The organism is Flavobacterium sp., from assembly GCF_040402835.1.
In the GTDB taxonomy this organism is placed as follows: Bacteria; Bacteroidota; Bacteroidia; order Flavobacteriales; family Flavobacteriaceae; genus Flavobacterium.
On record NZ_JBBALW010000001.1, the window covers coordinates 84,326 to 99,681 of the forward strand.

Consider the following 15,356-nt stretch of genomic DNA (forward strand, 5'->3'; position numbering starts at 1 on the left):
TAACTAGTCCAATCGTTCTGGTATAATGCAGCAGTATATTTCATTTGGTTCAATTTTTATTGTACTAATTTGAAATAACAAGCGGTATCATTATAAATTTATAAAATTCCTTCATCTGTAAAACTAAAATAACCATGTTCACCAACAATTATATGGTCTAAAATTGTAATATCTAAACTATCGGCGGCTAATTTTATTTTTTTTGTAATCTTAATATCTGCTTCACTCGCTTTCAAGGTTCCCGATGGATGGTTGTGACAAAGAACAATTCCAGTTGCTCCATTTTCCAAGGCGTTTTTAAAAATCAACCGAACATCTACCAAAGTTGCAGTAATTCCACCTTTACTTAATTGTGATTTTGAAATAATCCGATTGGAATTATTGACATAAATTATCCAAAATTCCTCGTGCGGCAATTCACCAATTACGGGTTGCATAATTTCAAAAATCATCTTGCTAGAAGTTATTTTCTTTAATTCTGCCGCTGCTTCTCCCCTTCTTCTTCGTCCCAAATCCATTGCTGCAATTATAGAAATTGCTTTTGCTTCGCCAATTCCTTTGAAACATACCAATTGTGCAATCGATAATTTTCCTAATGCATTCAAATTATTATCGACACTTGACAAAATCCGTCTGCTCAATTCAACTGCACTTTCATTTCGACTTCCAGAACCAATTAAAATGGCAATAAGTTCGGCATCGCTTAATGCAGCTTTTCCTTTTAACATCAGTTTTTCTCGTGGGCGATCGTCTTCTGACCAATTTGTAATTGGGAACGAATTATTTTCCATATTTATATAATTAAATGGCGTTTAAATAGTAGGTGAAAAAATGCTACTTTTTATTATTCAATCAATCCTTTAACTTCATCAAAATTCAATCCTCCGTAATTTCCAGAACTCATTAATAATAATGCTGAATTTTCAAGATTTAAATTGAATAAATAGTCTTTAAAAGCTACTGGATTGGTATAAATAATCAAATCTTCACGGTTAAATGCTTGTGAAATTTGCTCATACGTTACTTCTTCCAATTGTTTTATTTTCACCGCATCAGGCGAATAAAAAACTACGGCAATATCTGCAAATTCTAATGCGCCTTGATATTCTTTTAGAAATTCAGCATTCAAACTGCTATACGTGTGCAATTCCAAACACGCTACTAAAGTGCGATTTGGATATTGTTCTTTTACAGCTTTTGTAGTTGCGGCAACTTTACTTGGGGAATGTGCAAAATCTTTATAGGCAACTTTTGATTTGCTTTCGGCAATTTTTTCTAATCGTTTTGAAGCCCCTTTAAAACTTGCAATGGCTTCATAAAAATCAGCTTCATCAACACCCATATTTTGGCAAATCCATTTTGCACCCGCTAAATTATTTAAATTATGGGCACCAAAAACTTCAATTGGCATTGCGCCTTCTGGTGTTTCTAACAAAGTTGCTCCGTCTTTTACAGAATATTTAGGTGTTGAATAAGGCAATTTTCGTATTGGATTTGTTGCTGCTTCAGCCACTCGTTTCACTTCAGAATCGTCTTCATTATAAACCAAAATTCCACCATTGGTAATCATTTTAATGAAAATTTCAAACTGCTCAACGTAATTTTCATACGTTGGAAAAACATTAATATGATCCCAAGCAATTCCTGAAATCAAAGCAATATTGGGTTGGTATAAATGAAATTTCGGGCGTCTGTCCATTGGCGAAGACAAATATTCATCCCCTTCAAGAACAATAAAATCATTTTCTTCCGTTAAATGAACCATCGTATCAAATCCTTCCAATTGTGCGCCAACCATATAATCAACTTCAATATTATGGAAATGCATAACGTGCAAAATCATCGAAGTAATTGTTGTTTTTCCGTGTGAACCACCAATTACAACTCGTGTTTTATTTTTCGATTGTTCGTATAAAAATTCAGGATATGAATAAATTTTAAGTCCCAATTCTTGTGCTTTTAACAATTCAGGATTGTCTTTCTTGGCGTGCATCCCAAGAATTACAGAATCAATATCCGAAGTTATTTTTTCAGGAAACCAACCCAATTCTTTGGGCATAATTCCTTTTTTTTCTAACCTTGATTTTGAAGGTTCAAAAATGGCATCGTCACTTCCTGTAACTTTGTAACCTTTGTTATGTAGTGCCAATGCTAAATTGTGCATCGCACTTCCTCCTATTGCAATAAAATGAGTACGCATTATTTATCCTTTTGTTTATGAATATTATATGTCTAAATTATATTTTTTGTCTTTCAAAATCCTCTAAAACTAACTTCGCTTTTTCTGGTTGACGCATTTTGTTTTTATACAAGTTGGCAAGAATTAGATAGGCTTTTTTCGACTTTCCAATTTCAACTGCTTTTTTATAATGCTTCTCTGCCTCCGAATATCTTTCGAAATATTCTGCAATGTGACCTTTGGAAAGATACCCATCAATTGTTGATAATTGAGATAATTCATTGGCGTAAAGTAGTGCTTTTCTCTCGCTTCCACCAACAATTCCTGGCAATTGCAAATACAATTCAATCAATGCCCATCGTGCTTCAAGGTGTTTTGGATTTAAAATAATCGCTTTTTCAAACGCTGCTTTCACCTCTGAAATCAATCCAAGTGCTGCAAATTTATTGCTCTCTTTGGCTTTCATTCCTAAAACACCTCCATATTTATAATAATAATTTGCCTCTGAAGGCTTAATTTGTTTCAATTTTTGATAATAAAAAATAGCCTTATCCCACGACTTATTTTGTCCTTCAATATCTCCTAAATATTCCAATGTTTTGAGATTATTAGGATTGTCTTTTAAGTAATTTTCAAATAAAATACGAGATTGCTCAAAATTATTAGCGATAAATAATTTTTCCGCTTTATCAAAATCAGATTGAGACATAGCTAACATTGGTATTACTATGAGTATTAGAAATAAAATACGTTTCATAAAATTATAATTTCTTCAGATAAATTCAAGCTTGTCAAAAATAATAAAATAAGATTAGAATTACTTTAATTTTATAAAAGGATTTAGATATTTAAATAAGTGTGAAATATAAATTCTGTAATGAAAATCAACAATTATCTCTGAAATTTTATCTAATTTAGCCCTATGAAAAACATCATAGTTACAGGAACTTCAAGGGGCATTGGATTTGAATTGGCTTTACAATTTGCAAATGCAGGGCATCAAGTTTTGGCACTTTCTCGAAAAACACCACAAATATTAATTGAAAATCCCAATATAACGTGTCTTTCCGTTGATTTATCATCAGAGGAAGATTTGACGAAAGTGGAACATTTTTTATCAACTTCATGGAAAAAAATTGATGCACTTGTTCATAATGCGGGAACTTTATTGTTGAAACCTTTTTCAGAAACTTCACTCGAAGAATTCGAAAATATCTATAAAGTTAATGTTTTTGGGGTTGCTAATTTAACTCGAATTTGTTTGCCATTTCTACAAAAAGGAAGCCACGTGGTAACCATAAGTAGTATGGGGGGAATTCAAGGAAGTCTCAAATTTGCTGGATTATCAGCTTATAGTTCCAGTAAAGGCGCCGTAATTACGCTATCTGAATTACTAGCGGAAGAATATAAAGAACAAGGAATTGCATTCAATGTTTTGGCTTTGGGTTCCGTTCAAACAGAAATGTTGGAAGAAGCATTCCCGGGATATAAAGCACCATTAACAGCAATTGAAATGGCAAGTTATATTTATGATTTTACCCTAACTGGAAATAAATATTACAACGGAAAAGTGTTACAAGTATCATCAACGAATCCATAAATTAATTATAAGTTATAAGTTATGAATGAGAGCATCGTTAAAAAGAAAAATTTTGAATTAGCCATTCGAGGTGTTAATTTTTACAAATTTTTAATTTCAGAAAAGAAGGAATTTGTAATGAGTAAACAATTTTTACGTTCTGTAACTTCAATTGGTGCTAATGTCAGGGAAGCTATCAACGCAAAAAGTAAAGCTGATTTCATCCATAAATTATCCATTTCTCAAAAAGAATGTGACGAAACAATGTATTGGTTAGAACTATTAAAAGAAACAAATTATATATCTGATTTGGAATTTAATTCCCTTCACGAACAAAGTACAGAAGTTTTAAAAATAATTAGAAGTATAATAATTATCTCAAAGAAAAACTCATAATTCATAATTCATAATTATTTAATTCTTGGAAGAAACATTGTCAAAATATATTCCTGAACATGCTGTAAAACCAGTATTTGAACTTATTGTCGCCAATCAAGTTCACCTTAAGATTGTCAATGAACGAGTAACACGACATGGTGATTATAGAAAAGGATTGAGCGGCAAACACGAAATTACTGTAAATGCGAGTTTGAATAAATACCGATTTCTGATTACATTAATTCACGAAATTTCACATTTAGTAGCGTTTGAAAAATTTGGAAAAACTATAAAACCTCACGGAAATGAATGGAAATATAGTTTCCAAATTATGATGGTTCCTTTTATTCGGCCAGAAATATTTCCCTCAAATTTACTACCTTTACTGGCAAGACATTTTAAAAACCCGTCAGCAAGTAGCGATACCGATGCAACATTAGCATTGGCATTGAAACAATATGATGCGCAAAACGACAAAAACTATGTCTTTGAAATTCCTTACGGCAGTGTTTTTAGAATTCCAAATGGAAAGATTTTTAAAAAAATTGCGTTACGAGTAAAAAGATACGAATGCATAGAAGTAAATTCAGGTCGGATTTATTTATTTAATCCAAATGCCGAAGTAGAGGTATTAACCAATTAGAAAATGAATACAAATTATTACGCAATTTTAATGGCAGGTGGCGTTGGATCAAGATTTTGGCCTGTGAGCACCACTGAATTTCCAAAACAATTTCACGATATGTTGGGTTCTGGCGATACCTTAATTCAAAAAACATTTGGCCGATTATCAAAGTTAATTCCCGTTGAAAATATTTATATTCTAACCAACGAAAGGTACAATAACTTAGTTTTAGAGCAATTGCCAATGGTGAAACAAGCGCAAGTTTTGCTTGAGCCAGCAATGCGAAATACGGCACCTTGTATTTTATATGCTTCTTTAAAAATTCAAAAACTAAATCCAAATGCAGTTATGGTGGTTGCGCCAAGCGATCATTGGATTGAAGATGAAGTTACATTTTCAAATAATTTGAAACAGTGTTTTGATTTTTGTTCCAATGAAGATGCACTGATGACTTTAGGGATAAAACCGACGTTTCCAAACACAGGTTTTGGCTATATCGAATATGATAAATCAGATGAAAATCCAATTAAATCAGTAAGTCAATTCAGAGAAAAACCAGATTATGAAACGGCAAAATCATTTCTTGCAAGTGGAAATTTTTTATGGAATGGCGGAATATTCATCTGGTCTGTAAAATCAATTTTAAATGCATTTGAAAAATTCAAACCTCAAATGAATGCGTTGTTTTTAAAGGGTTTTGAAAGTTATAATACCAATTCAGAAACTACCTTTATTAGTGAAAATTATGCCGATTCAGAAAACGTTTCCATTGATTATGCCATATTAGAAAAAGCGAAAAACGTATATGTTTTACCCGCAACTTTCGATTGGAATGACCTTGGAACTTGGGGTTCATTGCACGAAAAATTAGATAAAGATGCAAATAATAATGCTGTTGTAAATGCAACTGTTTTATTAAAAAATTCTTCGAGCAATATTATAAGTACATCAAAAGATAAATTGGTAATTATTGATGGTTTAGAAGATTTTATCGTCGTTGATAAAGACAATGTTTTGCTCATTTATCCAAAATCTAAAGAGCAAGAAATTAAAGGAATTGTAGCAAGTTTAAAAGTATAAATCATAAAAAAGGCGAAAATTAGATTTAATTTTCGCCTTTTTTTTATTCTAATAAATACGCTTTTCGAACTTTTTTAAACAGGTTAGAAGAATATACAAAATCGACAATCGCTTGATTATCAGTTCTAAAAATCTCTTCTTTGGTTCCTTCCCACTCTTTTAAACCGTTTTTTAGGAAAATTATTTTCTCGCCAATTTCCATAACAGAATTCATATCGTGGGTATTTATTACAGTCGTAATATTGTATTCTTCTGTAATTTCCTTGATAAGATTATCAATTAAAATGGCAGTATTTGGATCTAAACCAGAATTAGGTTCGTCACAAAATAAATATTTAGGATTGTTTACAATTGCCCTTGCAATGGCAACCCGTTTTTGCATTCCTCCTGAAATTTCGGCAGGGAATTTAGTGTGTGCATCTACTAAATTCACTCTTTTCAAAACAAAATCTACACGATCTTGAATTTCAGATTTTGAATTATTGGTAAACATTTTCAATGGAAATCCAACATTTTCAGCTACAGTCATTGAATCAAAAAGGGCACTTCCTTGAAAAACCATTCCAATTTCGGTTCTTAATTCTCTTTTTTCATCTGCTGATAATTGCGAATAAATTCTGCCGTCAAATGAAATTGTTCCTGCTTCTGGGGTATGGATTCCAAGTAAACTTTTAAGCAAAACTGTCTTTCCAGAACCACTTTGTCCGATGATTAAATTGGTTTTGCAAGTTTCAAAAATCGTAGAAACGCCTTTCAAAACTTTACTGTCACTAAAGGATTTCTCAATGTTTTTTATTTCTATCATTAGGTCAAAAGTAATTGCGTTAATATATAATTTACTGCAATAATGGTAACCGATGCCCAAACAAATGAGACTGTACTTGCTTTACCAACTTCGAGTGCACCACCTTTCATATAATACCCGTGAAAGGACGGAATTGTTGCTAAAATTAAACCAAAAAGAAAGGTTTTAATAAATGCATACGCAATATGGAAGGGTATGAATTTTTGTTGCAAACCATCAACAAAATCAGATTCACTACCAAAGCCACCGTAAACTGCAGCAATATAACCTCCAAGAATACCTATAAACATAGAAATTCCAATTAAAAAAGGGTACAACAACAAGGCCATTAATTTAGGAAAAACTAAATAATTTAAAGAGTTTACACCCATTACTTCTAATGCATCAATTTGCTCCGTAACACGCATTGTACCAATACTTGACGTGATAAATGAACCCATTTTTCCAGCCATAACAACCGAAATAAAAGTGGGTGCAAATTCTAATATCACAGACTGTCTTGTGGCGAACCCGATTAGGTATTTTGGTATTAATGGGTTGGTCAAATTTAATGCAGTTTGAATAGCAACAACGCCGCCCACAAAGAACGAAATGAAGGCTACAATTCCAAGTGAGCCAATAATTAAATCATCGATTTCCTTGAAAATAAGAATTTTCATTACAGACCATTTTGTTGGCTTTTTGAAAATTTCCCTCCACATTAGAAAGTACTTTCCGATTTGCGATAAATAGCGAATGAGCATCATTTTTTTAGTGTTCAGTTTATAGTATTCAGTCGAAAGTAATCTTACGCAAAAATACTGTATTTTGTTTGAATTTTAGATTTTGTTTTTAATTACGGTTGGACGAAATATTAAAACAACTTTCCTTTCATTTTATTCCAACGATAATTTCTAATAAACTTGGCTTGTTCGTCAGAAACCAAAAGTGGTTTTTTACTTAATTTGGCTTTCCAAAAACCTTGAATATAATCAAAAAACAAAAGTGGTTTCCTTTTCATAACTGCCAATTTCGCAGAAGCTATTGCAGTAATTACAAAACCATATCCTAAAGAATAAAAAGCTTCTCCTTGCTTGAATCTGGCGGTTTTATTGTAGTTCGCACCCGTTGGTTTCAAATGTTTTACCTTCAAATCAGCATCGGTTACTACTTTCCAACCATAGAATTTACACAACAATTCATCCACAGTATCCCAACCCATTGCAGGTTTTAGATTTCCAATTTGCAAAAAACATTCTTTTCGATAGGCTTTAAAAGCACCACGAATATGATCTTTATCGGTTAAATTCTCTAAAATCCATTGTCCTTTTTTTTCAATATAGGCAAAACCGCCAACCATTCCGATTTTGTTATCTTTCTTGAAATGATTTATAATAGTTTCAAAATAATTGTCAGGCAAAATCAAATCGGCGTCTAACTTTACAATTATATCATAATCCGCATCGATAGTTTCAAATCCTTTATGAAAGGCTTGAATAACTTTGCTTCCCGGCAAATGAATGGCTTCTGAAATTTTATTTACTAATGAAATATAGTCGTGCGAATTACTAAATTCAGCGACAATAGAAGCCGTTGCATCCGTTGAATTGTCATTGACAACCACCACTTTTGAGGGCAATAGTGTTTGAGAATCAATAGAATTTAATGTCAAGGCAATAAAATCAGCTTCGTTATGTGCCGGAATAATAATGTAATATTTCATTTTTTTTCAAAGTCTAGTGCAAATATCATTATTTTTGTACTGATTAAAAAAAATACTTTCGATTGGAAAAGAAAATAAGTGTTGTAATAGTAACTTATAATGGTGAAATTTGGATTAAAAAGAACATCGATTCTTTATTAAAATCCAACTATCCAATTGATATTATCGTTGTGGATAATGCTTCAACTGACCAATCTGTTGCACTTTTAAAGGAATACAAAAACATCCAACTCATTCAAAATAATACTAATTTAGGTTTTGGCAAAGCCAATAACATTGGAATTGGTATTTCAATTAAAAACGGTGCGGACGCTATTTTTTTATTAAATCAAGACACTTGGATTTTTGAAAATACAATTACAAACTTAGTCGAAAAATTATTTCAAAATCCAGATTTAGGAATTGTAAGTCCAATGCATTATTCCGCAGACAAAACCATTTTAGACAGTAGTTTCAGCACTTATTACAATAAAAACGAAACAGAAATCGACTCGAATTCTATTAGAATAGTTCCATTTGTAAATGCAGCAGCTTGGTTGGTTTCAAAAGAATGTTTTCAAAAAGTAGGCTATTTTGAACCCATTTTCAATCATTATGGCGAAGATCGAAATTTTTGTGACAGAGTTCATTATCATAAACTCAACATTGGAATTGTCAAAAATGCCGCAATTTGTCACGATAGAATTGTAAAATTAAATAGTAATAAAATCCTATTACAATCTCAGTATTTGGTTTTAATTCAGGTTATAAATTGTAATAATTCTTTATTTACATCACTCATTCTTGGATTAAAGTCAGTTTTTGGATTGCCAAAATTTCATTTTAAATCTCAAGGTTTACTAAAATCTATTTATCTCTTTTATAAATTGAAACGCTATTTTTTTAGTTTACTTTTGGATATTAAAACGATTAAACTAATTCGATTTAACTCAAAAAAAGGAATAAATGGAATTTTCACCCAGTAATTATGCAAAATAAAGCAACACACAAACAAGCTTTTTTCTTTACCATAATTAATTATGCGGGTATTTTAATAGGTATCGTTTCTACACTTTTTATCTATCCAAAAAATAAAGAAATGCTTGGCATTTTTAGATATGTAGAATCTTTAGCTCAAATTTTGTTTCCAATAATGCTCTTAGGAGCTTCTCAAGCATTGATAAAATTCGGGCCAAAATTAGACAAACAACAAGAAAAACAGTTGTTTAATTATAGTATTTTATCTATAATTGCAATAAGTTTACTAGTACTAACTTCAATTGGATTTTTTTCGTTTTTTCCAATATTTAAAGGGTTTAAGTACATTTATTTGGCATTTCCAATTGCCTTTTCGTTGGCTTTTATAGATTTATTTAAAAAGCAAGCTACCATTATTCAGAAAATTGCAGTTCCTACTTTTTTTGATAATATAATTCCAAAAATAGCATTGCCAATAGTGTTTTTGATGGTTTTAAACAACTACTATTCTACAGAAGAAGCATTACTTTTTTATATTATTTCATACAGTTTGATAGCTCTATTTATAGCAATATATCTTTTTTACTATTTCAAACCTGAATTCAATTTTAATTTCAAATCGCTATTTACAGAAATTAGCAAAACCGAAATGTATCGCTTTTCATTATATGCTTTTGCGGGAAGTCTAGGTTCTGTATTTGCATTTAGAATTGATTCTATTATGATTCCCAAATTCCTTTCGATGGAAGACAACGGGACTTTTAGTATTGGCGTAACATTAGCGTCGGCACTTGCTGTTCCTGCAACAGGCATTTTTATTTTATACGCTCCTATAATTTCCAATTACATAAAAAATAATGCCATTGCCGAATTGGATTTAAAGTACAAAGAAATTTCAAAATTACTATTTTTCATTGGTGCACTGCTGTACAGTTGCATATTTATTGGAATTGAAAACTTGTTTTTACTATTGCCAACACACGAGAATTTAATGGCATCCATTCCTGTAATTTTGATTTTAGGGTTCAATGTTTTAGTGAATATGGGAACTGGATTTAATGGGGAAATTATTACGTATTCCAAATATTATAGGTTTAACCTGATTGCAATTGGAGTTTTAATCCTATTGAATATTTCCCTAAATATCGTTTTTATAAAAGTATTTCATTTTGGGATTGAAGGTGTGGCAGTGGCTTCATTAATTGCAATGTTGCTCTTTAATTTTTCAAAACTACTGTTTATATATCAAAAATTCAAAATACTTCCTTTTGACAAGTCTTATCTAAAATTGATTTTAGTATTTAGTATCGTGCTTTTAGTGAGCAACTATTTACCGAATTTTGAAAGTAATTTATGGAATTTAATTTACAAAACAATATTCTGTTTGTCGATGAACCTTTTGCTTATTTACAAACTTAAATTGGTGTTTTCTTATAATTTTTGGGTAGAAAAAACAATGTCGAAAATCAAATTCTAATACCTATAAACGAAGGCGTTAATATTCATTCCAGCACCAACAGAAGCAAAAAGTAATACGTCGCCCTTTTTAATTTCTTGATTTTCAAGCTTTCCATTAACCAATAAATCAAACAAAGTTGGAATCGTAGCCACACTACTATTCCCTAAAAAATTAATACTCATTGGCATAATTCCTTCAGGTGCTTTTTGATCGTATAATTTATAAAAACGGTTAATTATAGCTTCATCCATTTTTTCATTTGCTTGATGGATAAGAATTTTTTTAACATCCTCGATTGAAACTCCACTTTTCTCCAAGCAACTTTTCATTGCTGTTGGCACGTGACTTAATGCAAATTCATATATTTTGCGACCGTGCATTTTTATGTAACCTACATCGGGATTCAATTTTGAGTTGAAAGATTTTCCAAAAAACAGGTAGTCTTTTTCGCTGAATGTATAGGAAGCACTTTCGTGAGATAAAATTCCGCTATTTTCATTTGTGTTTTCCACAATTGTTGCTCCAGCTCCATCGGCATAAATCATTGAATCTCTATCGTGTGGATCTACAACGCGAGACAATGATTCTGCCCCAATAACCAAACATTTCTTAGCCATTCCCGATTTTATCAACGCATACGCCTGAAGCATCCCTTCAATCCAACCTGGACAACCAAAAAGAATATCGAAAGCAACACATTTTGGATTTTGAATTTGTAATTTATGTTTGACGCGTGCCGCTAAACAGGGTACAGCATCTGATTGAATGGCACCGCTTTTAATATCCCCAAAATTATGTGCGACTATAATATAATCTAATGTTTCTGAGTCAATTCCTGCATTTATAATTGCTTTTTCAGCGGCTAAATAAGCCATATCAGAAGTGATAATATTTGGTTCGGCATACCGTCGTTCTTCAATACCGGTAATTCCTTTGAATTTTCCAATTACAATATCATTGCTATAACCAAAAGGGCTTCCATCTTCATTCATAAAATGATGTCCAATGAAATCGGTATTGCTGACTTTTAACCCTGGAATATAACTCCCAGAACCCGTTATTTTTATATTCATTATAGAATCGATATTTTATTGTAAGCTAATTTAAGTATAATATTTCTTATGTAAACAAAAAAAATACTATGCATGCATATAATTATGAAATAATTTCATTTTAAGCTTAAAAAATATTAATTATCTAACTTTTTGCTATTTAAATTGATTTTTATTTGCATCACCGTAGCTAAACTTAAAGCTTGGGTTTTAATTTTTTCAGAATTCGTTCCGATAAAATTTTCGTCTACCGCTGCATTAAAATGTTTGAGCCAAATTGCAAAAAGTTCAGGCGTTAAATATTCCTTTTCACTAATATCTAAATGAATTTGAGTTAAATTATTATAATATCCACCAGTATTAAAGATGGCTTGTGACCAAAATGTCACAAGTATTGGCAAATGTTCTTCCAATTTAATTTTCACAACATCGGTAAAAATGTAACTAATCGATTTGTCTATCAACAATTTTCGATAAAAATCATTTACCAATACATATAAATCATCCGTGTTTAAAATATCTTTCATGTCCAAATATAAAAAAATCCATTTCAAATAATACGTTTTGAAATGGATTTTTTGTTAAAATGATTTACTGCTAGTTTTCCATATACGCTTCAATTGGAGCGCAAGAGCAAACTAAATTTCTATCGCCATAAGCATCATCTGTTCTTCGAACGGTTGGCCAAAATTTATTTTCGGCAATATAATCCAATGGGAAAGCTGCGGTTTCTCGTGTATAAGGAAAATTCCAAACATCCGTTGTTAACATGGCTAAAGTATGAGGCGCGTTTTTCAAAACCGTATCGTGATCTTCCAAAGTGCTTGCTTCAATTTCTTTTCTGATTGCAATCATAGCATCGCAAAAACGATCTAATTCTTCTAAATTTTCACTTTCTGTTGGCTCAATCATTAAGGTTCCTGCAACTGGAAACGAAACAGTTGGCGCATGAAAACCATAATCCATCAATCGTTTTGCAATATCGGTAACTTCAACTCCTTTCAGTTTGAAAGGACGACATTCCAAAATCATTTCGTGAGCCGCACGACCCATTTCCCCCGAATACAAAGTATCATAATGACCGTTCAAGCGCTCTTTAATATAATTGGCATTCAGAATGGCATATTTTGTGGCATTCGTAACTCCTTCTGCACCCAACATGCAAATATATCCATATGAAATCAAACACACCAAAGCAGATCCCCAAGGTGCTGCAGAAATGGCTGTAATTGCGTTTTCTCCTCCAGTACAAATTAATGGATTTGAGGGTAAAAATGGAACTAATTGTGGTGCAACACAAATTGGACCTACACCAGGACCTCCGCCTCCGTGAGGAATTGAGAAAGTTTTATGTAAATTCAAATGACAAACGTCTGCGCCAATTGTTGCAGGATTTGTCAACCCTACTTGCGCATTCATATTGGCACCGTCCATATAAACTTGACCGCCATTATCGTGAATTAACTGTGTAATTTCTCTGATAGCACTTTCAAAAACACCATGAGTAGATGGATAAGTTACCATTAAACAGGATAGATTATCTTTGTGAAGAAGTGCTTTTTCACGCAAATCGTCCAAATCGATATTTCCGTTTTCTAATGTTTTAGTAACAATAACTTTCATTCCTGCCATAGCCGCCGAAGCTGGATTTGTTCCGTGTGCTGATGACGGAATTAAAGCGATATTTCTGTGATGATCACCACGAGATTGATGGTACGCACGAATAACCATAAGTCCTGCATATTCGCCTTGAGCTCCCGAATTAGGTTGCAAAGTAGTCCCTGCAAAACCAGTAATCACGTTTAATTGTTGTTCTAGTTTGGTCAACATTTCTTTATACCCTTGTGCTTGGTCTATTGGGACGAATGGGTGAATGTTATTCCATTGTGGGTTGCTTAATGGCAACATTTCGGCTGCAGCATTTAGTTTCATTGTGCAAGAACCCAAGGAAATCATAGAATGATTTAATGCCAAATCTTTGCGCTCCAACATTTTAATATAGCGCATCAAGGCAGTTTCAGAATGGTATTTGTTGAAAACATCATGCTTTAAAAAAGTAGAAGTTCTAATTAAATTCTCAGGAAAATGATTTGTCTCCGTTAATACTTGAATTGCGGTTGCCTGCGTTCCATTTGCGGAAGCGAAAACACCAATAATTTTATTTAAATCGGAAATACTTGTAGTTTCATTCAAAGAAATCGAAACTGAATTATCATCGATATAGTAAAAGTTGATTTCGTTTGCTAATGCAATTTCATTAATTTTTTTTGAATCCGCTTTCACTACAATAGTGTCAAAAAACGCAGTATTCATTTGTTCAAAACCTATTTTTGAAAGTTCGTTTGCCAAAGTTGCTGCTGAGGCGTGCACTTTATTAGCAATATATTGTAAGCCTTTTGGACCGTGATAAACGCTGTACATTCCCGCCATTACTGACAATAATACTTGTGCCGTACAAATATTTGAAGTCGCTTTATCGCGTTTTATGTGTTGTTCTCTAGTTTGCAAAGCCATTCTCAAAGCACGATTTCCATTAGTATCCACCGTAACTCCGATAATTCTTCCCGGCATACTTCTTTTGTATTCGTCTTTTGTAGCGAAATAAGCAGCGTGAGGACCTCCATAACCTAACGGGATTCCGAATCGTTGTGTGGTTCCTAAAACTACATCGGCACCCATTTCTCCCGGAGGAGTTAATTTTACTAAACTCAAAATATCTGCTGCAACGGCAACTTTAATCTCGTTTTCTTTTGCTTTAGCAATAAATTCTGCATAATCATGAACCTGTCCAAATTTTCCTGGATATTGAAGAATAGCTCCGTAAAAGTCATTTGAAAAATCAAAATCTTCGTGGTTTCCGATAACTAATTCTACACCAATTGGTTCGGAACGGGTTTTTAATACGGATAAAGTTTGGGGTAATATTTCTTCAGAAACGAAGAATTTACAAATATTATTTTTCTTTTGGTCTCGAGAACGGACGTCAAATAATAACGCCATAGCCTCAGCAGCTGCAGTTCCTTCGTCTAATAAAGAGGCATTTGCAATTTCCATTCCAGTTAATTCAATAACCATGGTTTGGAAATTCAAAATAGCTTCCAATCTACCTTGAGCAATCTCCGCTTGATACGGTGTATATGCAGTGTACCATCCCGGATTTTCAAAAATATTTCTTTGAATTACAGCAGGAACAATCGCTTGATTATAACCCAAACCAATATAAGATTGAAACATTTTATTTTTATTTCCTAATGCAGTAATATGATTTAAAAATTCATATTCGGTCATTGCCGAATCTAAATTTAATGAAGATTTTAATCGAATATCGTCTGGAATTGTTTCTAAAATCAATTGATCAAGCGTCTCAGCTCCAATTGTTTTCAGCATGTGTTGAAGGTCATTTTCTCTAGGTCCAATGTGTCTTAAAGCAAAAGCATCTGTTTTCATATTGTAATTAAAGTGTAGTTAATTTATTTTTGCAAATTTATGCATTATTATCAAAGTTTAAGATGATTTATCACCAAAATTCACAGAATTTTT

15 protein-coding genes are annotated in these 15,356 nt (G+C 32.3%); 6 read left to right on the forward strand and 9 right to left on the reverse strand.

All coding sequences use genetic code 11. The features are described from left to right. Positions 1 to 98: 98 nt before the first annotated feature. Genes radC through AC9UEH_RS00520 form a run of 3 tightly spaced genes read right to left on the reverse strand, consistent with a single transcriptional unit; the run spans position 99 to position 2,936 of the window. The gene (gene radC, locus AC9UEH_RS00510; protein ID WP_509527350.1) at positions 99 to 791 is read right to left on the reverse strand and encodes a RadC family protein; all 693 of its coding nucleotides are present in this window, start codon (positions 789 to 791) and stop codon (positions 99 to 101) included. Between the two features lie 53 nt (positions 792 to 844). Further along, positions 845 to 2,200 (reverse strand): UDP-N-acetylmuramate--L-alanine ligase, encoded by a 1,356-nt coding sequence (locus tag AC9UEH_RS00515; RefSeq protein ID WP_509527352.1) that lies wholly within the window; start codon positions 2,198 to 2,200, stop codon positions 845 to 847. Between the two features lie 37 nt (positions 2,201 to 2,237). Continuing rightward, positions 2,238 to 2,936, reverse strand: coding sequence for a tetratricopeptide repeat protein (locus tag AC9UEH_RS00520; protein ID WP_509527354.1), 699 nt, complete (start codon positions 2,934 to 2,936; stop codon positions 2,238 to 2,240). Positions 2,937 to 3,101: 165 nt separating this feature from the next. Here AC9UEH_RS00520 and AC9UEH_RS00525 point away from each other — a divergent pair, with 165 nt between their 5' ends. The 4 genes from AC9UEH_RS00525 to AC9UEH_RS00540 are packed head-to-tail and all read left to right on the forward strand — an operon-like array spanning position 3,102 to position 5,841. Beyond that, the gene (locus AC9UEH_RS00525) at positions 3,102 to 3,779 is read left to right on the forward strand and encodes an SDR family NAD(P)-dependent oxidoreductase (protein WP_509527356.1); all 678 of its coding nucleotides are present in this window, start codon (positions 3,102 to 3,104) and stop codon (positions 3,777 to 3,779) included. A gap of 21 nt (positions 3,780 to 3,800) precedes the next feature. After that, a complete protein-coding gene (locus AC9UEH_RS00530) occupies positions 3,801 to 4,154 on the forward strand; it encodes a four helix bundle protein (RefSeq protein ID WP_509527357.1) in 354 nt (117 codons plus the stop codon). 25 nt (positions 4,155 to 4,179) lie between these two features. Next, positions 4,180 to 4,779 carry a SprT-like domain-containing protein gene (locus tag AC9UEH_RS00535; protein WP_509527359.1) on the forward strand — a complete coding sequence of 200 codons (600 nt, stop codon included), beginning with the start codon at positions 4,180 to 4,182 and terminating at the stop codon, positions 4,777 to 4,779. 3 nt (positions 4,780 to 4,782) lie between these two features. Then, positions 4,783 to 5,841: a mannose-1-phosphate guanylyltransferase gene (locus AC9UEH_RS00540; protein WP_509527361.1), complete on the forward strand. Its 1,059-nt coding sequence runs from the start codon at positions 4,783 to 4,785 to the stop codon at positions 5,839 to 5,841. Between the two features lie 43 nt (positions 5,842 to 5,884). Here AC9UEH_RS00540 and AC9UEH_RS00545 read toward each other — a convergent pair whose 3' ends face one another. From AC9UEH_RS00545 to AC9UEH_RS00555, 3 genes are all read right to left on the reverse strand, one after another. Then, complete coding sequence (locus AC9UEH_RS00545) at positions 5,885 to 6,646, reverse strand: ABC transporter ATP-binding protein (protein WP_509527363.1); 762 nt, start codon at positions 6,644 to 6,646, stop codon at positions 5,885 to 5,887. Continuing rightward, entirely contained in the window at positions 6,646 to 7,392 is a 747-nt protein-coding gene (locus AC9UEH_RS00550; RefSeq protein WP_509527365.1) for an MlaE family ABC transporter permease, read from the reverse strand. Before AC9UEH_RS00550 ends, AC9UEH_RS00545 begins: the two co-directional genes overlap by 1 nt. Before the next feature lie 107 nt (positions 7,393 to 7,499). Continuing rightward, on the reverse strand, positions 7,500 to 8,348 hold the full coding sequence (locus AC9UEH_RS00555; RefSeq protein ID WP_509527367.1) for a glycosyltransferase family 2 protein: 849 nt from the start codon (positions 8,346 to 8,348) through the stop codon (positions 7,500 to 7,502). 62 nt (positions 8,349 to 8,410) lie between these two features. On the opposite strand from AC9UEH_RS00555, the gene AC9UEH_RS00560 reads away from it, so the two are divergent. Together AC9UEH_RS00560 and AC9UEH_RS00565 are read left to right on the forward strand one after the other, a co-directional pair. Next, positions 8,411 to 9,313 carry a glycosyltransferase family 2 protein gene (locus AC9UEH_RS00560; RefSeq protein ID WP_509527369.1) on the forward strand — a complete coding sequence of 301 codons (903 nt, stop codon included), beginning with the start codon at positions 8,411 to 8,413 and terminating at the stop codon, positions 9,311 to 9,313. A 2-nt stretch (positions 9,314 to 9,315) separates the two neighbouring features. Beyond that, a complete protein-coding gene (locus AC9UEH_RS00565) occupies positions 9,316 to 10,782 on the forward strand; it encodes an MATE family efflux transporter (RefSeq protein ID WP_509527371.1) in 1,467 nt (488 codons plus the stop codon). Here AC9UEH_RS00565 and AC9UEH_RS00570 read toward each other — a convergent pair. The 3 genes from AC9UEH_RS00570 to gcvP all read right to left on the reverse strand — a co-directional run bounded on the left by AC9UEH_RS00570 (position 10,779) and on the right by gcvP (position 15,263). Continuing rightward, positions 10,779 to 11,837, reverse strand: a complete 1,059-nt coding sequence (locus AC9UEH_RS00570) for a 3-oxoacyl-ACP synthase III family protein (protein ID WP_509527373.1) — start codon at positions 11,835 to 11,837, stop codon at positions 10,779 to 10,781. The two genes, AC9UEH_RS00565 and AC9UEH_RS00570, sit on opposite strands and share 4 nt — an antisense overlap. Before the next feature lie 116 nt (positions 11,838 to 11,953). After that, on the reverse strand, positions 11,954 to 12,343 hold the full coding sequence (locus tag AC9UEH_RS00575; protein WP_509527375.1) for a group III truncated hemoglobin: 390 nt from the start codon (positions 12,341 to 12,343) through the stop codon (positions 11,954 to 11,956). A 70-nt stretch (positions 12,344 to 12,413) separates the two neighbouring features. Continuing rightward, positions 12,414 to 15,263 carry an aminomethyl-transferring glycine dehydrogenase gene (gene gcvP / locus AC9UEH_RS00580; protein WP_509527377.1) on the reverse strand — a complete coding sequence of 950 codons (2,850 nt, stop codon included), beginning with the start codon at positions 15,261 to 15,263 and terminating at the stop codon, positions 12,414 to 12,416. Positions 15,264 to 15,356: the final 93 nt, after the last annotated feature.